The organism is Corallococcus carmarthensis (genome assembly GCF_003611695.1).
Lineage (GTDB): Bacteria > Myxococcota > Myxococcia > Myxococcales > Myxococcaceae > Corallococcus > Corallococcus carmarthensis.
Map to the genome: position 1 here is coordinate 1 of NZ_RAWE01000227.1, position 16,135 is coordinate 16,135.

A 16,135-nucleotide genomic window follows, 5' to 3' on the forward strand; every position below is an offset into this window, starting at 1 on the left:
CGCCCGGACCCCCTTCGCCGCCCCCGCTCTCGCCCTCACCCTGCTCGCCGCCGGGTCTCCGGTGCTCGCCGCCACGCCCGCCACGCCCTCCGCCGTGGTGAAGGGCAGCGTGCCGGGCTCCACGACGCCGCCCGCCGCTTCGGGCCTCCGTGCCCCGGGCGCGCCCACGCCGGGCGCCGTGGTCCAGGGCGAGCTGTCGCCGCTGAAGGTGAAGCCCCTGGACGGGCCGCACCTGTCGCTCCAGCCCGCCAACCCGAAGCCGGGCGACCCGGTGCTGGTGACGGTGAACGGCGCGTCCGCGCTTCCCACGGGGACGCTCGCGGGCCGGCCCCTGCACTTCTTCGCGTGGAACAACGGCTACGCGGCCCTCACCAGCCTCCCGGTGGAGCAGCCGGAGGGCACCGTGGCGGTGGACGTCACGGCGGCCGGGCGCGGCCTGCCGGTGCTGCTGTCCGGCGCGCTCACCGTGGGCGCACCGGGCTTCCGCGAGCGCGAGCTGCGCGTGGCCAACAAGTACGTGTCGCCGCCCAAGAAGGTGAAGGCGCGCATGGAGGCGGACCGCAAGGCGTTCGCCGCGGCGTTCGCGCAGCCCTTCCACGCGCCGCTGTTCGGCCAGAACTTCGCCTGGCCGCGCGAGTCGGTCGTGACGGCGCCCTTCGGCGACCGCCGCTCGTTCAACGGCAAGCTGCAGACCCAGCACTTCGGCGTGGACCTGGATGGCGCCACGGGCTCGCCGGTGGTCGCCGCCAATGACGGCACGGTGGTGATGGCGCGCGACAACTACGCCTCCGGAAACACCGTGCTCGTGCACCACGGCGCGGGGCTCTTCACCGCGTACTTCCACCTGTCGCGCATCGACGTGAAGGACGGCGCGCAGGTGAAGCAGGGCGACGCGCTGGGACTGGTGGGCAGCACCGGCCGCGTCACCGGCCCGCACCTGCACTGGGGCGTGAAGGCGGATGACCGCTGGGTGGATGGCCAGACGCTGCTCAAGCTGGACTTCACCGGTGCGCCGGAAGCGCCGGGTGTGGCCACCAACAGCCCCGGCCTGAGCAACCCGTAGCGCGGGGCCCGTGAGGCCTCAGCCGCGCTTGGGGGCCCGGGCCTTCGGAGCGGCCTTCTCCCGCTTCAGCGGCGCTGCGTCCCCCGGGGCCTCGGCCGCTGGAGGCTCGTGCTTCGCGCCTTCGTGCTTCGCGGGCTCGGCCTTGGAAGACGCGCCACCCAGCAGCACGCCGTGGAGGAAGGAGTCGGCGATCTGCGCCTTGGCGCGCTCGAGCATCACCGCGTCGCGCGCGTCCGCGAGCCCCACGACGAAGGCGGTGAGCCCCATTTCAATGGAGCCGAAGAGCAGCGCGGACGCGAGCAGCGGATCCACGTCCGGGCGCAGCTCCCCCGCCTCCTTCGCGTGCGTGAACATCTGCGCGCTCAGGCGGATGACGTCCACGAAGGCCGTCTGCCGGTTGATGCGGGCTCCGGCCGGTGAACGGGCAATCTCCAGGATGAGCACCTTCACCGCGCGGGGGTCCACGCGGTAGGCCTCGAAGGCCACGTCCGCGATGCGGCGGACCTTCTCCACCAGCGGCCCCTCGCTTTCGGCGACGGCACGCGCACGCGCGATGAAACCGCTCCAGCCCGTCTCGAAGACGGTCTCCAGCAGCTCATCCTTGTTCTTGAAGTAGTGGTAGACGAGCCCGTACGCGACGCCCGCCTCCTTGGCGACGTCCGCGATGCGGCAGCCGTGGTAGCCCTTGCGGGCGAACACGTCGATGGCGGCCCTCAGGATGGTCCGGCGACGCTCGCTCTCCCGCGTCCCGTTCTCCGGCGCCGTCTTCTGCTGGCCCACGCGTCCTCCCACGGCTGGTTGATTCAAGAATCAGCCAACCACGCTACGGACGCGGGGCCCCGGGGTCAATCCTTACGTGGGGCCCTCCGCCACGCCGAGGGGGAGGCGGGCGGAAGGGGCACGCACGGGGAAGGGCCCTCCCCGGGAGGGGCTTCAGGCCGCCGAGCCGTTGAACATCACGCGGGCCACGCCCAACAAGCGGTCCACGTCGCGCGCGTTGAGGCCGCGCGCCCGGGCGAAATCCGACAGGGGACGCAGCAGGTCCTCCGTCTGGGCGGGCGTCTGCTCGGTGCCCGTGAAGAGCTCACCGAGGCTGACGCTGAGGGCGTTGGAAAGCGCCGCCAGGGTCTCCACATGGGGCACACGCTCGCCCCGTTCGATCATCGACAGGAAAGACACGCTGATCTGCGCACGCTCCGCGAGCTCTTCCTGCGTCCATCGCTCCGGGCGCTGCGTGCGAAGCTCGCGAATGCGCTGGCCAATTCTTTTTCCGAGATCCGACACGAAAGACTTCTCCTCTGGGGGGATGTTTCGAGGTGAGTGCAACGCTCGCGTACGGCGGGTGATTCCTATCCTCCCGACCCGAAGGACCCGAATCCGGCCACGCTCAGATTCACGCCGGCGAATTCCGGCGTCTGATTGCGCCGCAGGATCACCACCCCCTCGATACGCCAGCAGTCACAGGCGGGTCCATACGACACGCCGAAGGTCTGCTGCGCAAGGGGCTGACTTTCCTGGGAATTCAGATCCTTATAAAGCGGCTGCACCAGTGCTTCGTATCGCAACCCGAGCCCGAATCCGAGCTTGATTCGCGTACCTGCAGTGAGAGCCTGCGCCCGTTCGGTCGGAGAGGGGTCGACCTGGTCGTTGTGGGACGGGAGGGGGCGAGGTGCGTCTCCCACCAGCATGTCCACGCCCCGGCGCACGAAATCGGGTCCCTGTGCCAATGGATCCAACCCACGGTCAATTGACAATTGTTTCACGGCCAGCAGGTCGTCGTAACGCGCGTACAGCGCGTTGCCCTTGCCGTTGTCGATGGTGAAGTCGGCGGACAGCTGGGTGATGTCTCGCGTCGTCGGATCCATGCGCACGAGCGCGCCCGCGGTGAGGACGCCGGCGCTGGCGGACAGGCGCGCGAAGGTGTCGCGCAGCACGCTGCCCTGCACCGTGTCCCGGCCCGCGACGGGCGCGATGCGCGACAGGTCGAAGCCCTGGCCGATGCGCAGGCGCAGCGGTTCGCGGGTGGTGGGGCCCTTGCGGACGCGCAGCGTCTGGTCCACGGCGACCACGGCGTGGAGGAAGCCGCGCACGCGGCCGTCGGACTGGAGCGGCACGCCGGAGTCCAGCTCGTCGTAGACGAGCGGCACGGTGCCGGTGCCGGTGCCGTTCAGGGCGGTGAGGCCGTGGCCCCAGCCGCCGGGCACGTAGCGCAGGTTGACCGACGGGGACAGCGTGTGGCGGTAGAGCGTATCCCGGTCCGTGAAGGTGCGCGCCAGCTGCGAGTCCAGCATCAGGTCCGCCAGCGCGTAGCCGCGCGCGGCGGTGCGGCCGGAGACCTCGCCCACGGACACGTCCTGGCGCAGCCCCAGCGAAGGGGTCAGCCGGGCCCACGTGCCCAGCCCGTAGGACGTGGACAGGAGCGGGGACAGCGTCACGCGGTCGCGGCCCTCGCGCTCGGAGGGGTCCAGAAGGCCGTTGCCCTCCAGGCCGTCCTTGGGAAGCAGCTCCGGGGGGGTCTCCAGCGGCGTGCCCGGGGAGCGCCAGGTGCCCGCGGGCGAGAAGAACCCGTCAGCTCCGTCGTCCGCGAAGCCGCCGCTGCGCAGCGGGGCCAGCCGGCTGTACTCCACCTGCATCCCGCCCATCACGCGCCCGCCGAAGAGGGGCCGCTGGGGCAGGGCCAGGGTGAGGCCCGGCAGGCGCTGGAACGTCGTCGGGCCGTGGGGATTGTAGCCGACGCCCGTTGCCGAAGCCGCCGTGGGGATGAAGTTCGGCTGGAAGAAGCGGAAGGGGTAGCGCAGGTCCTGGCGCAGCGACACGTCCAGCCCCAGGTAGCGGTCGTCGCGGCGCTGGTACACGACGGCGGTGCTGCGCAGGTAGTTGTAGTTCTGCACCAGCAGGTCGGCGGTGAGGTCGCGCGTGTAGAAGCCGTCGGACACGAAGTACGCGTCCACACGGTCGTGCCAGCCGTCGCCCAGGTCCTGCGTGTGCTGCCAGGACGCCTCGCCGCGCAGCCCGCGCTTGTCGTCGATGATCTGCGAGGTGGGTACCCAGGTATTCTCGGCGATCTGCCGGTGGACCCGGAGGAAGTCGAAGGTAACCGGATTCAGCCGGGGGCGCAGGTCGTAGAGGAACCCCAGCGTGGCCCGGCCGCGCGTGTGGTCGCTGGGGACGTAGCGGAACTCCGTGAGGAGCCGTGGCCCCTTCACCCCGTTGGTGCGCGGTTCGCGAATCTCCGTGCCCTCGATGCTGGAGAAGTAGGCATTCGTGATGTCCCCCCCGCCCGTGTAGATGCCGGGGGTGAACGTCAGGTCGTAGCTCTCCCCCAGCGTGACGAAGACGGGCGCGTCCAGCGCGAAGCCGTTGAGGCCGGAGTTGGACGGGCGCGGGATGAGCAGGCCGGAGCGGCGCTCGGCCAGGGGCAGGTACAGCCACGGCAGCGCGAACACCGGCACCGAGCGCACGTACACCACGGGCCAGGTGAGGATGGCGCGCTCGCCCATCTTCACGTTGGCCTCCTTCGCCTCCACGCGCCAGCTGGGCTCGCCGGGGCCGCACTGGCACGGGGTGAAGGCCAGGCCGTCCACGGAGAAGGCCGTCTCCCCGGTGCGGCGGATGCGCGTACCGCTCATCAGGACGGGCGTCTCTCCCAATTTGCGCAGCTCGTCCGGCGTCTTGGCGGCCTGGAGGGCTTCGGGGGTGACGCCCTTCTTCTGCATGAAGAGGCCGCCCTTCACGGTGGCCTCGTTGGAGCGCAGGTCCACGCGCACGTCGTCCGCGATGGCGGCCATCAGGCCGCTGACGAACATCACGTTGCCGGTGGCGGTGGCCACCTGCGTGGCCTCGCTGTACGTCACCTCGTCCGCGCGCAGCACGTTGGGGCCGCTGCGCAGCTCGCAGTGGCCCCGGGCGGTGAGGACGTCGTTTTCGTAGACGACGTAGTCGGCCGCCAGCTCCACGGTCTCGCCGGTGGGCAGCTCCACCTGCGTGGCCAGCGGAATCTGGGCCGCCACCCAGAGCGTCAGGGCGACCGGAGCAAGGAAGGTCATGCAGGAGGCGTGGGCAAAGGGCGCCGTGCCGGCAACGGCGCCCTGCCCGTCCTACCGGCCCGGGCGCGGGAAGTCGAGGGTGATGAGGCCGCCGTCCTGGCGTGTCTCATAGCGAACCCCCTGCTTCAGCTGGATGACGACGCGCACGGAGTTGCCCGCGCCGGAGAACGCCTCCACCCGCGACACGGCCGACGGGAAGAAGTGCGTGTCCAGGGGCAGCGTGTTGTTGGACTCCACCACGCGCGTGTTCTCCAGTTCCAGGACCACCTGGTTGCCAGAGGTGCTCACCTGGTAGCGCACCGGCTCGTTGGTGCGCACGAAGACGCGCGAGCTGTCCGCCTGCTGCTGGAAGCCCACCAGCGTCATCGTCTTGCGGCGCGACGACACCGCGCCCCCGCCGCTCTCACGTGGCTCGGCCGCGGCGCTGCCCTGGCTGGGACGGGCGCGCGACTCGCGGGCCGCCACGGCCTGCTGCCGGCGCTCGCGGGCCTCCGCCGCCTGCTGGCGCTTCTCCTCGGCGGCGGACTCGCGGGCCGACTGCTGCTCCTCGCGGCGGGCCTGCGCGGCGGCGCGGCGCTCCTCTTCCTTCAGGCGCTTCTGCTCGGCGGCGGTCTGCGCGGCGGCGCGCTTCTTCTCCGCGGCGGTCTTGGCGGCGGACTGGCGCTCCTCGGCGGCGGCCTGGGCCGCGGCGCGCTTCTCATCAGCGGCGGCCTGGGCTGCGGCGCGCTTCTCCTCGGCGGCGGTCTTCGCCTCCTCCTCCTTCTGGCGCTTCTGGTCCGCGGCGGCCTGGGCGGTGGCGCGGCGCTCGTCCTCGGCGCGCTTCGTAGCGGCCTGCGCCTCTGCCTCCTGGCGCTTGCGCTCCGCGACGGCGGCCTCCTCGGACTTGCGGCGCTCCTCATCCTGGCGCTGCGCGGCGAGCCGGGCGTCCTCCTGGCGTTTGGCCTCCGCGTCCGAATCCGCCTTGGCGCGGGCGGTGGCCTCGGCGGCGGCCTTCTCCTGGGCCTCGCGCTCCGCCCGGGCGGCGTCGGCGGCGGCCTTCACGGCCTTCTCCTGCGACTCCCGGTCGGACGCGGCGGCGCGGGCCGCGTCCTGCGCGCTGGTCCCGGCGGGCGTGTTGGCCGCGGTGGCCCCCTGCGCGGTGCCCTGCCCTTCCGTGGGCGTGGCCTGCGCGACGGCCGTGCCGCCCCCGCCCAGGACCTTCACCACCAGCTTGTTGCCGGAGGACTGGATGTCCGTCTCCACCTCGCGCTCATAGCCGATGAGGATGCGCGCGATGGACGCGGACTCCGTGCCGTACGTGGCGGTGCGGATGCCCGTGACGGTGCCGTTGCCCACCGGCTGCTCCTCCGCCACGCCCTGGAAGGCGGCGCCGGACACGTCGATGACGAGCCGGGGCGGATCCGTCATCGTGAAGCTGTTGAAGTCCGGCTTCTTGCTGCCGGTGATCTCCACCGTCCCGCCGCTCACGGAGATGGCCGTGATGGTGTTGAGGTCCGCCGGCTGCTGCGCCAGCGCCACCAGGGGCACAAGCCACAACCCGAGCAGCGACACCACGAAGCCCTTCATCGACCACTCCCGTGACATGCGTCAGAAGACAGACGCGCGCGAAATTATCACGCACCCGGGAGGCACCAACTTTTCAGTCTGGCCGGAACGTCCGCGCTTCAACGCAAGCGCGGCAGGGCCGGCGAGCGCGTGCGGTGCGTGCGGGTGTACTCGATGAGGTTCTTGATGTCGTAGCAGATCTGCCGGATGTCGTGCCCCATCGTCAGCTCGACGTGGCTGTTGCCCTTCACCGGCCGCCACAGCAGGTACTCGCTCTTCGCGGCGCGGTACACGCTGCGCGTGGATTCCACGGACGCCAGCGGATCCAGGTCCCCGAAGATGATGGCCATGGGGATCTCGATCTTCCCGAAGCCGCGCTTGAAGTCGTAGTCCGTGCGGTAGCAGACCATCTCGCCCCGGCGGATCCACCGGGCGAACTGTTCAATCACCTTGCGGGGCTCGCGCTCGCCGCCCTCGCGCAGGAGCCACCGGATGTCGTCGCGGCTGACGCGCTCCGTGTTGACGAGCCGGTTCAGCTTGCGCGTGAAACGCTGATACAGCGCGGACTCGTCCGCCTGCGCCAGCTGCCGCTCCACCCACTTGAGCACCACGTCCACCGGCACCGCGTTGAACACCAGCGGCTTGGACACGTCCGGCTCCAGGCGCTTCTGGAGCGAGGGGCTGAAGGCGCCCGCCCCCTTCGCCAGGAGCGAGCGGGTCAGCGAGGCCGCGCGGCGGTTCAGGTTCAGTCCGCCCAGCGTCAGGTCCACGGCGCTCGCGACGAGCGGTGAACCATGCGCCAGCGCGCGCAGGAGCATGAAGCCGCGCCCCAGGTCCGCGGGCGACCCGATGGTGATGAGCCCCTCGAAGTCGTCGTGGATGCCGGCGTAACCGTAGCCCAGCATGCCGCCCATGGAGTGGCCGCAGTAGAAGACGCGCTCGCGCCGCGTGATGCGTTTGACGCCGGAGACGGCCGCCGGCAGGTCGTAGAGGAAATAGCTGTCCAGGTCCCAGCCGTAGTCCAGGTCCTGCGGCAGCGGGCGCTTGAAGCGCTCGGCGCGCTCCTTCTGGAAGGCGATGGAGCTCTTGCCGTGCCCGCGCAGCTCCAGGATGTGGATGTCCACGCCGAAGAAGAGCAGGTTCTTCACGAACTGGCCGCTCGTCCACGTGTGCCGGTTCTGGCTGAAGCCGTGCACCAGCAGCAGCGGCTCACCGAACAGCGGCTGCGCGAACGCCTGTTTCACCGGCCGGTAGCGCGTGATGACGAGCGACCATCCGTCCGCCGTCTCCACCACGTAGTTGGTCTTGGAGTACAGCGCCCGGAAATCGACCTCGTCGACGGTGGGCATCGGAGGTCCCGGAAGCGCTGATCTCCAGTCCGGCAGGCGCATGTCTCAAAGTTACTGCTGCTGCTGCATCGCGCCAAGGCTTCGGTCGACCAATCGCTTTACGGCGCCTACCAGGAACAATGAGCCCGTCGCCAACACCACACCGTCCGGGCGACCCCCTGCATCGGTTCTCGCTCCCGCAAGGGCCTCCTCCAGGGAGGAGTGCGAGACGACCCGTGAACACAAGGCCCGTGCTTCCAGGATGTATCGCTCCGGGGCGAGCGAGCGCGGCGTCTCCAGCGGCGTGAGGTGCACGGAGGCCGCCAGTGGAAACAGGGCCTGCATCATCGGCCCCCGGTCCTTGTCCGCCACCACCCCGAACACCAGGTGCAAGGGCCGCCCGGCGTAGAGGGTCCGCAGCGCCTCCAGCAGCACCGCCACGCCCGCCGGGTTGTGGGCGCCGTCCACCACCACCGTCGGAGCCTGGGCCAGTTCCTCCAGCCGCCCCGGCCAGCGCGCGGTGGCCAGACCTTCACGCGCGGCCTCTGGCGTCACCGACACGCCCCGGGACCGCAGGGCTTCCAGACACGCCAGCGCCACCGCCGCGTTCTGGTGCTGGTAGGGGCCCCGCAGCGCGAGCGTGAGACCGTCGAGCGACCAGGCAGGCCCCCGGTATGACAGCGTTCCATCGGCCCCGGGCGTGATGCCGAAGTCGCGGCCCTCCACCTGGACGGGCACGGCGAGCTGCTCCGCGCGGCGAAGGAGCGCGTCCAGCGCTTCCGGCTCCTGCTTCGACAGCACCACCGGGACTCCAGCCTTGAAGATGCCGGCCTTCTCCCCGGCGATCTCCCGGAGCGTGTGGCCCAGGTACTCCATGTGGTCGAAGGACACGGGGGTGACGCACGTCACGACGGGGTTCGCGGCGGTGGTGGCGTCCAGCCGCCCGCCCAGGCCCGTCTCCAGCACGGCCACGTCCACGCGCTCGCGGGAGAAGTGCCAGAGCGCGACCACGGTGCCGAACTCGAAGTACGTCATCGGATCCGACAGCGCGGAGGGATAGCGCTCCAGCACCTCCAGGATGCGCTGCCCGAAGACGTCGTCCGGGATGTCCGCGCCACGGACGCGGATCCGTTCATTCACGCGCACCAGGTGCGGGGACGTGTAGAGCCCCACGCGGTGGCCGACGGCCTCCAGCGCGCGCGCCACGAAGGCGCAGGTGCTGCCCTTGCCGTTGGTGCCGGCGACATGCAGCGCCGGGTAGTCGCGCTCGGGATGGTCGAGCGCGGCGAGCGCGTCCTTCACCCGCTCCAGCCCCAGCTTGATGCCGGAGGGGTTGAGCGCCTGGAAGAAGCGCAGGGCGTCTTCCGGAGTTCGGGGGGCGGCGCGCGGGGCGACCATGGAGTGGAGGCCCGCCGCCCTACCCCAGCATGCCCAGGAGCTGGCCCAGCTTCGAGCGCAGGTCCTTGCGGTGGACGATGGCGTCGATCATCCCGTGGTCCAGCAGGAACTCCGAGCGCTGGAAGCCCTCCGGCAGCTTCTGGCGGATGGTCTGCTCGATGACGCGCGGGCCGGCGAAGCCGATGAGGGCCTTGGGCTCCGCGAGGATGATGTCGCCCAGCCAGGAGAAGGACGCGGCCACGCCGCCCGTCGTGGGGTTGAGCATCACGGAGACGTACGGCTTGCCGCTGGTGCGGAAGCGGGCAATCGCCGCGGACGTCTTCGCCATCTGCATCAGGGAGAAGATGCCCTCCTGCATGCGCGCGCCGCCGGAGGCGGAGAACACCACCGCGGGGCACTTCAGCTCGAAGGCGCGCTCGAACACGCGCGTGACCTTCTCACCCACCACGGAGCCCATGGAGCCGCCCATGAACTCGAAGACGAAGCTGCCGATGGAAACAGGGTGGCCCTCGATGCGGCCCACGCCGGAGATGAACGCGTCGTTCTCCTCCAGGTTCTTGCGCGTGGACTTGAGCCGGTCCTTGTACTTCTTGGAGTCGGTGAAGCCGAGCGGGTCCTGGGGCTCCAGCTCCTTGTCGAACTCCTCGAAGGAGTCCGGATCCAGCGTGGCGGCGAGGCGCGCGCGAGCCGTCCAGGCGTGGTGGTGCTCGCAGTGCATGCACACCATCCAGTTCTTCTCGAGCTCCTGGCGGTAGATGATTTCGTCGCACTGCTCGCACTTGGCCCAGAGGCCCTGCATGCGGGAGGGCTGGGGCTCGGCGGCGGGCTCGGAGTCGACGGCGATGCGGGGCTTCTTGGAGAACCAGGCCATGAGGCCCGGGGGTTAATCCGGCCGCCGCGAGCCGTCAATACCCCCGTACGGCGCGCCGCGGCATGCCGGTCCCTAGAACTGGAAGGTCTCGCCCAGCTCCAGGACGTTCACGGGCAGCGGGGCCAGCTCCTTCTTGAGCTGGGTCACGAACGCGGGCTTCAGGTGGTAGAGCATCACCTGGGCGCCGTTGCGGTCGAACTTGCGCAGTTCCGAACCCACGGTGGCGGGCGTCAGGTGGCCGGAGATGTCCGCCAGGGCCTGGAGGCTGTTGGGGAAGCTGGTCTCCAAGAGCAGCGCCTTGAGGTTCTTCGTGGCGTTGAGCGCCTTCCACAGCTTGTCCGTCGGGCCGGTGTCGCCGCTCATGGCCAGCGACGACTTCCCGTCGCTGATGATGAAGGCGCACGACTCCACGGGGTGGCTCACCGGCACGCTCTTCACGGTGTAGGGACCCACCTGGAAGGTGCTGCCGGCGCGGAAGGTCTTGATGGCGAGGACGGGCTTGTGGCGCGTGGGGATGCGCGTGAAGTCCGGCCACAGCGCGTTGTTGAACATGTTCTCGCGCAGCGCCTTGGCGCACTCGCGGGAGGCATGGATGGTGACGGGCCTGTCCCTGCGGCCGATGACCAGGTCGGCGAGCAGCGGCAGGTCCTTCACGTGGTCGAAGTGGCTGTGGCCGACGAGCACGTCGTCCACCTTGCACAGCTGCTCCAGCGAGAGCGTCCCGGTGAGTGCGCCCGCGTCCAGCGCGAGCACGTCGTCCACGAGGAAGCACGTGCTCCTGCACGAGGGAAGCTCGCCACCGTGGCACCCGAGGACTTGCAGCTTCACGCTAGAGGTCTCCGAACTTCCACTTCATCTCAAGGTAGTTGAGGAAGTCGTGCAGCCGGGCGGTGTCATACACGGTGAGCCTGTCACCGCTGCGCTCGATGAGGCCCGCGCGCTCCAGGCGCTCCAGCATGCTGCGCACGGCGGGCTCGCCCACGCCGATCTGCCGGGGCATCTCCCGCACGGCGAAGTCCACCTCCACGCCCTCCTCCAGCGGCCGGCCGCGCGTCTGGCAGGCCTGGAGGATCTGGTGAACGATGCGGCTGGCGGGGTCGCCGTGGAGCAGGTTTTCGATCTGGGCGTCCGCCTCGGAGAGGCGCTCGGCCAGCTTCTTGATCATCCGCACGGCGATCTCCGCGTTGCCGCGGATCATCGCCTCGAAGGTCTTGGGATCGATGACGAGCAGCTTCGCGTCGTCATGCACCACGGCGGAGGCGTTCCGGGGCTTGTTGGAGATGATGGCCATCTCGCCGAAGAATTCGCCCGGGCCCAGGACCGCGAGGACCTTCTCCACGTCGCGCACGCGCTTGGAGATGGCGATCTTCCCGGACTGGATGACGAACATCTCCTTCCCGATCTCTCCCTCGCGGAAGAGCTCGGTGCCCTTGGGGAACTCCTTGCCAAAACGTTGAAAGAGGGTTTCCTCGGCGCCCATCTGGCCCGCGAGTCAATCAGCCCCCACCCCACCGGTCAAATATCCCAGACCGATATCGCCCGGGCGCCCTGGGGGCAGTGCGCCGCCGCAAACCCGACACGGCGGTTCCGAGGCCCGAGACAGGGGCCTTGGGGAGGGGTACAAGGCCGGCCCGTGGGAACGACCTACAAGCAGTCCGGAGTAGACATCGAGGCCGGCGACGCGTTCGTCGAGAAGATCAAGCCCCATGCCGCGCGCACCACGCGCCCCGAGGTGTTGGCCGGGGTGGGCGGGTTCGGCGGCCTGTTCGCCCTGCCGCCCGGCAAGTACCAGGCGCCAGTGCTGGTGGCGGGCACCGACGGCGTGGGCACCAAGTTGAAGGTGGCCTTCCTGGCGGGTCGCCACGACACGGTGGGCATCGACCTGGTGGCCATGTCGGTGAACGACATCCTCACCTGTGGCGCGGAGCCGCTCTTCTTCCTGGACTACTTCGCCACCGGGAAGCTGGAGGTGGACGCCGCGGCGGAGGTGGTGAAGGGCATCGCGATTGGCTGCGAGCAGGCGGGGTGCGCGCTGTTGGGCGGGGAGACGGCGGAGATGCCGGGCTTCTACGCGAGGGGCGAGTACGACGTCGCGGGCTTCTGCGTGGGCGTGGTGGAGCGGTCCGCCATCATCGACGGCAAGACGGTGAAGCCGGGCGACGCGCTCATCGGCCTGACGTCATCGGGCCTGCACAGCAACGGCTACTCGCTGGCGCGCAAGGTGCTGCTGGACGACGCGAAGCTGCCGCTGGACATGGCGCCGCAGGGGCTGGACCGGCCGCTGGGTGACGCGCTCCTGGAGCCCACGCGCATCTACGTGAAGGACGCGCTCGCGCTGTGCCAGGCCGTGAAGGTGAAGGGCATGGCGCACATCACCGGCAGCGGCATCCCGGGCAACCTGCCCCGGTGCCTGCCGGACGGGACGCGCGCGGTGCTGAGCGAGGCCACGTGGAAGAAGCCGGCCATCTTCGACCTCATCGCGAAGACGGGCGGCGTGGCGCGCGACGAGATGTTCAGCACGTTCAACATGGGCCTGGGCCTCATCGTCGTGGTGGCGAAGGAGGACGTGGCGAAGGCGTTGGAGGTGCTGCGCGCCCGGGGTGTGGAGGCGTCCGAGGTGGGCCGGGTGGAAGCGGGCCAGGGCGAGGCCACGGCGGTCATCGACCCATGAGCGCGCGGCGGGCGCGGCTGGGGGTGCTCGTCAGCGGCGGCGGGAGCAACCTGCAGGCGCTGCTCGACGCGGCCGGGCAGGCGGACTACCCGGCCGAGGTGGCGTGCGTGCTGTCCAACGTGCCCACGGCGTTCGCGCTGGAGCGCGCCCGGAAGGCGGGCGTGCGCGCGGAGGTGGTGGACCACAAGGGCTTCGGGTCGAAGGTGGACTTCGAGGCGGCGGTGCTCGGCGTGCTGGCCGACGCGGGCGTGGAGTGGGTGTGTCTGGCGGGCTTCATGCGGCTGGTGAGCGCGGACTTCCTGAAGCGCTTCCCGGGGCACGTGCTGAACATCCACCCTTCCCTGCTGCCCGCGTTCCCGGGCCTGCATGCGCAACGGCAGGCACTGGAGCGCGGCGTGAAGGTGGCCGGGTGCACGGTGCACTACGTGGACGCGGGCACGGACACGGGCCCCATCATCGCGCAGGCGGCGGTGCCCGTGCTGCCGGACGATGACGAAGCGAGCCTGAGCGCGCGCATCCTCGCGGAGGAGCACCGGCTGTATCCGCTGGCCGTGCGGCTGGCGGTGACGGGCGCGGTGACGCTGGATGGGGCGCGCACGAAGGTTGCGGCACGCGTGACGGGAGATGCTGGCGCCCTGCGCAGCCCGGGTGCCCCGAAGTGACGAAGGCGGTAGCACCGTCGCAGCCCGCAGGCCCCGAAGTGACGAAAGCCGTGGAGCCGTCGCAGCCTGCGGCGCCGCAATTGACGGGCCTGGCGGAGCGTGAACCTTCGACCGGAAGCGAGGGGGCGGACCGCGATGCTCGACGCGAGGCCCTGCGCGCGGCCCCCACGGTGATGGTCAGCGCGTGCCTGCTGGGCGAGGCGTGCCGCTACGACGGGCGCTCGCAACGTTCGGAGCGCGTGCTCGCGGCGCTGGAGGGCAAGGCCGTCATCCCCATCTGCCCGGAGGCCGCCGCGGGCCTGGGCATTCCGCGCCCTCCCGTGGACCTTGCTGGAGGAACAGGCGTGGACGTCTGGGCCGGCCGTGCACGGGCCCTCACGCGGGAGACGCGCGAGGACCGCACCGCCGCGTTCCAAACGGGCGCCCAGATGGCCCTGGACGCTGCTCAGCGGTTCGACGTCCCGGTGGCGCTCCTGAAGGAGAAGAGCCCCTCATGCGGCAGCCAGCGCGTCTACGAGGCAGGCGTGCTGCGCCCCGGTGAAGGCATCACCACCGCGCTGCTGCGCGCGGATGGGCGCACCGTCGTGAGCGACGAGGACCTGTAGCCCTTCGCACGGGACATCGCCGCGCGTCCTCGACTGGCGACGCGATGCACATGTTGCCCGCGCGCCGGGCAGATCGCTGATCAGCTCCCAGCGGGCAGCTCCAACTCGTCTCCCGGCCGTGGCGCGAAGCACGCCTCCACCTCCGCGTCCGTCACCTCCGCGAGCGTGGCCGGACTCCAGCGCGGCTTCTGATCCTTGTCCACCAGCACCGCGCGAATCCCCTCCTGGAAGTCCGGCCGCTGGGTCAGCGCCTGGCTCAACCGGTACTCCATGCGCGCCGTCGCGTCGTAGTCCTGGCCGCGTCCGATCCGAAGCTGCCGCAGCGTCACCTTCAGGCTCGTGGGCGACATGCGCAGCAGCGTCGCGCGAGTCTCCTCCGCCCACGGCGAGCCCTCGCGCTCCAGCGCCGCGAGGATGTCCTCCACGCGGTTGCCCTGGAAGCACCGCGCGATGACGTCCGCCCGCGCCGCGAGCCCCGAAGCACCGGCGTCCTGATGGAAGCCCTGGAGCACGCGCGCCGCCACCTCGCGACCCGGCCCGCTCCAGTCCGCGGCCGCCAGCGCGCCCACCACGTCCTCCAGGCGCGAGGACTCCACCCGGTGCGTCGCGTAGCCCACCCCCAGCGCATCCGCCGCGTCACACCGCGCTCCAGTGAGCCCCAGGTACGTCCCCGTCTCGCCAGGGAAGCGCGGCAGGAACCAGCCACCGCCCACGTCCGGGAAGATGCCAATGGCCGTCTCCGGCATCGCGAGCACCAGCTTCTCCGTCACCACCCGGAAGGCCCCGTGCACGGACAGCCCCAACCCACCGCCCATGCAGATGCCGTCCACCAGCGCGATGAACGGCTTCGGGAAGTGGTGGATCCGGTGGTTGAGCGCGTACTCCGCCCGGAAGAACTCGCGCGACAGCGACGCGTCCGAGCGTGCGACCGAACTGGCCACCGCGCGCACGTCCCCTCCCGCGCAGAACGCCCTGCCCCCGGCGCCATGGATCACCACCGCCTTCACGGACGGATCCGCCGCCCAGGTGTCCAACCGGGGATGCATCGCCCGGCACATCTCCAGCGAGAGCGCGTTGAGCGCCTTCGGTCGGTTGAGGGTGACCAGGCCCACCGCGCCCCGCGTCTCCAGCAGCACGTCCTCGCTCATGTCGTGGGGGATATCAGCCCGGATGGGGCTCGCATGGGAGATTCGGGGGTGACATGGCGGCTAGAATCGGTATTGGGAAGAACATGACTCCCGCAGCCGCCCCCCTGCTCGCCGCCGTCTTCGACATGGATGGCACGCTCGTCGACAACATGGACTTCCACAACCGCGCCTGGGTGACACTCGCCCGGAAGCTCGGACTGGAGGGCCTGACGGCGGAACGATTCCAGAACGAGTTCGCTGGCAAGAAGAACGAGGAGATCCTCCCGCAGCTCCTGGGCCGCACCCTCTCCGTCGCGGAGCTGGACGCGCTCGCGGAGGAGAAGGAGTCACACTACCGCGCCATCTACCGGCCCTACCTGGCGCTGCACCGGGGCGCGGAAGGCTTCCTGCACCGCCTGCGCGACGCGCGCCTGCCCATGGCCGTGGCCACCGCCGCGCCGCAGGGCAACCGTGAGCTGGTGCTGGATGGGCTCTCCGTGCGGCCGCTCTTCGCCACCGTCGTCGGCGCCGAACAGGTGACGCGCGGCAAGCCCGCGCCGGACATCTTCCTCGCGGCGGCGAAGGCGCTGCAGGTGCCCCCCGAGTCGTGCCTGGCCTTCGAGGACGCCATCAACGGCGTGCTGTCCGCGCGCGCCGCCGGCATGGTCACCGTGGGCATCACCACCACCACGACCGCGGAGGCGCTGAAGAACGCGGGGGCCCACTACACCGCCCCGGACTTCGACTCGCTGCCCCCGGAACTGCTCGCGCGCCTGTTCAGCTCCAGGGCCTGAGGGGTCCACCCGCCCCACCCCGGAC

General features: G+C 70.6%; 15 protein-coding genes. 5 read left to right on the forward strand and 10 right to left on the reverse strand.

The features are described 5' to 3' along the window. The first annotated feature begins 178 nt into the window (after nucleotides 1–178). A complete protein-coding gene (locus D7X32_RS36975) occupies nucleotides 179–1,063 on the forward strand; it encodes a M23 family metallopeptidase (protein ID WP_244239392.1) in 885 nt (294 codons plus the stop codon). 18 nt (nucleotides 1,064–1,081) lie between these two features. Here D7X32_RS36975 and D7X32_RS36980 read toward each other — a convergent pair whose 3' ends face one another. The 9 genes from D7X32_RS36980 to D7X32_RS37020 all read right to left on the reverse strand — a co-directional run bounded on the left by D7X32_RS36980 (nucleotide 1,082) and on the right by D7X32_RS37020 (nucleotide 11,731). After that, the gene (locus D7X32_RS36980) at nucleotides 1,082–1,843 is read right to left on the reverse strand and encodes a TetR/AcrR family transcriptional regulator (RefSeq protein ID WP_120607249.1); all 762 of its coding nucleotides are present in this window, start codon (nucleotides 1,841–1,843) and stop codon (nucleotides 1,082–1,084) included. Between the two features lie 153 nt (nucleotides 1,844–1,996). Then, nucleotides 1,997–2,347, reverse strand: a complete 351-nt coding sequence (locus tag D7X32_RS36985) for a helix-turn-helix domain-containing protein (RefSeq protein ID WP_014398120.1) — start codon at nucleotides 2,345–2,347, stop codon at nucleotides 1,997–1,999. A 65-nt stretch (nucleotides 2,348–2,412) separates the two neighbouring features. Beyond that, entirely contained in the window at nucleotides 2,413–5,109 is a 2,697-nt protein-coding gene (locus D7X32_RS36990; RefSeq protein ID WP_120607238.1) for an LPS-assembly protein LptD, read from the reverse strand. A gap of 51 nt (nucleotides 5,110–5,160) precedes the next feature. Then, nucleotides 5,161–6,675, reverse strand: a complete 1,515-nt coding sequence (locus D7X32_RS36995) for an AMIN domain-containing protein (protein WP_120607239.1) — start codon at nucleotides 6,673–6,675, stop codon at nucleotides 5,161–5,163. 98 nt (nucleotides 6,676–6,773) lie between these two features. Then, on the reverse strand, nucleotides 6,774–8,045 hold the full coding sequence (locus D7X32_RS37000) for an alpha/beta fold hydrolase (RefSeq protein ID WP_120607240.1): 1,272 nt from the start codon (nucleotides 8,043–8,045) through the stop codon (nucleotides 6,774–6,776). Between the two features lie 9 nt (nucleotides 8,046–8,054). Then, nucleotides 8,055–9,380, reverse strand: coding sequence for a bifunctional folylpolyglutamate synthase/dihydrofolate synthase (locus D7X32_RS37005; RefSeq protein ID WP_244239390.1), 1,326 nt, complete (start codon nucleotides 9,378–9,380; stop codon nucleotides 8,055–8,057). A 19-nt stretch (nucleotides 9,381–9,399) separates the two neighbouring features. Beyond that, nucleotides 9,400–10,251, reverse strand: a complete 852-nt coding sequence (accD, locus tag D7X32_RS37010) for an acetyl-CoA carboxylase, carboxyltransferase subunit beta (protein ID WP_120607241.1) — start codon at nucleotides 10,249–10,251, stop codon at nucleotides 9,400–9,402. Between the two features lie 72 nt (nucleotides 10,252–10,323). Further along, complete coding sequence (locus tag D7X32_RS37015; protein WP_120607242.1) at nucleotides 10,324–11,079, reverse strand: MBL fold metallo-hydrolase; 756 nt, start codon at nucleotides 11,077–11,079, stop codon at nucleotides 10,324–10,326. Nucleotide 11,080: 1 nt separating this feature from the next. Continuing rightward, a complete protein-coding gene (locus tag D7X32_RS37020; RefSeq protein ID WP_120607243.1) occupies nucleotides 11,081–11,731 on the reverse strand; it encodes a Crp/Fnr family transcriptional regulator in 651 nt (216 codons plus the stop codon). Nucleotides 11,732–11,884: 153 nt separating this feature from the next. Between D7X32_RS37020 and purM the strand changes: the two genes are divergently transcribed. The 3 genes from purM to D7X32_RS37035 are packed head-to-tail and all read left to right on the forward strand — an operon-like array spanning nucleotide 11,885 to nucleotide 14,189. Then, nucleotides 11,885–12,922: a phosphoribosylformylglycinamidine cyclo-ligase gene (purM, locus tag D7X32_RS37025; RefSeq protein ID WP_120607244.1), complete on the forward strand. Its 1,038-nt coding sequence runs from the start codon at nucleotides 11,885–11,887 to the stop codon at nucleotides 12,920–12,922. Beyond that, entirely contained in the window at nucleotides 12,919–13,584 is a 666-nt protein-coding gene (gene purN, locus D7X32_RS37030) for a phosphoribosylglycinamide formyltransferase (RefSeq protein WP_120607245.1), read from the forward strand. The genes purM and purN overlap by 4 nt, the downstream gene beginning before the upstream one ends. A 38-nt stretch (nucleotides 13,585–13,622) precedes the next feature. Next, on the forward strand, nucleotides 13,623–14,189 hold the full coding sequence (locus tag D7X32_RS37035; RefSeq protein WP_244239391.1) for a 2-thiouracil desulfurase family protein: 567 nt from the start codon (nucleotides 13,623–13,625) through the stop codon (nucleotides 14,187–14,189). A gap of 80 nt (nucleotides 14,190–14,269) precedes the next feature. Here the strand turns inward: D7X32_RS37035 and D7X32_RS37040 are convergent, their stop codons facing one another. Further along, nucleotides 14,270–15,337, reverse strand: coding sequence for an enoyl-CoA hydratase/isomerase family protein (locus tag D7X32_RS37040; protein WP_120607246.1), 1,068 nt, complete (start codon nucleotides 15,335–15,337; stop codon nucleotides 14,270–14,272). An 83-nt stretch (nucleotides 15,338–15,420) separates the two neighbouring features. On the opposite strand from D7X32_RS37040, the gene D7X32_RS37045 reads away from it, so the two are divergent. Beyond that, the gene (locus D7X32_RS37045) at nucleotides 15,421–16,110 is read left to right on the forward strand and encodes an HAD family hydrolase (protein WP_120607247.1); all 690 of its coding nucleotides are present in this window, start codon (nucleotides 15,421–15,423) and stop codon (nucleotides 16,108–16,110) included. Nucleotides 16,111–16,135: the final 25 nt, after the last annotated feature.

Bases quoted from the DNA above. Each gene is read 5' to 3' on its own strand.
- D7X32_RS36990 (WP_120607238.1), bottom strand. From the start codon at position 5,109: ATGACCTTCCTTGCTCCGGTCGCCCTGACGCTCTGGGTGGCGGCCCAG.
- D7X32_RS36995 (WP_120607239.1), bottom strand. From the start codon at position 6,675: ATGAAGGGCTTCGTGGTGTCGCTGCTCGGGTTGTGGCTTGTGCCCCTG.
- D7X32_RS37000 (WP_120607240.1), bottom strand. From the start codon at position 8,045: ATGCGCCTGCCGGACTGGAGATCAGCGCTTCCGGGACCTCCGATGCCC.
- D7X32_RS37005 (WP_244239390.1), bottom strand. From the start codon at position 9,380: ATGGTCGCCCCGCGCGCCGCCCCCCGAACTCCGGAAGACGCCCTGCGC.
- accD (WP_120607241.1), bottom strand. From the start codon at position 10,251: ATGGCCTGGTTCTCCAAGAAGCCCCGCATCGCCGTCGACTCCGAGCCC.
- D7X32_RS37020 (WP_120607243.1), bottom strand. From the start codon at position 11,731: ATGGGCGCCGAGGAAACCCTCTTTCAACGTTTTGGCAAGGAGTTCCCC.
- purN (WP_120607245.1), top strand. From the start codon at position 12,919: ATGAGCGCGCGGCGGGCGCGGCTGGGGGTGCTCGTCAGCGGCGGCGGG.
- D7X32_RS37040 (WP_120607246.1), bottom strand. From the start codon at position 15,337: ATGAGCGAGGACGTGCTGCTGGAGACGCGGGGCGCGGTGGGCCTGGTC.
- D7X32_RS37045 (WP_120607247.1), top strand. From the start codon at position 15,421: ATGACTCCCGCAGCCGCCCCCCTGCTCGCCGCCGTCTTCGACATGGAT.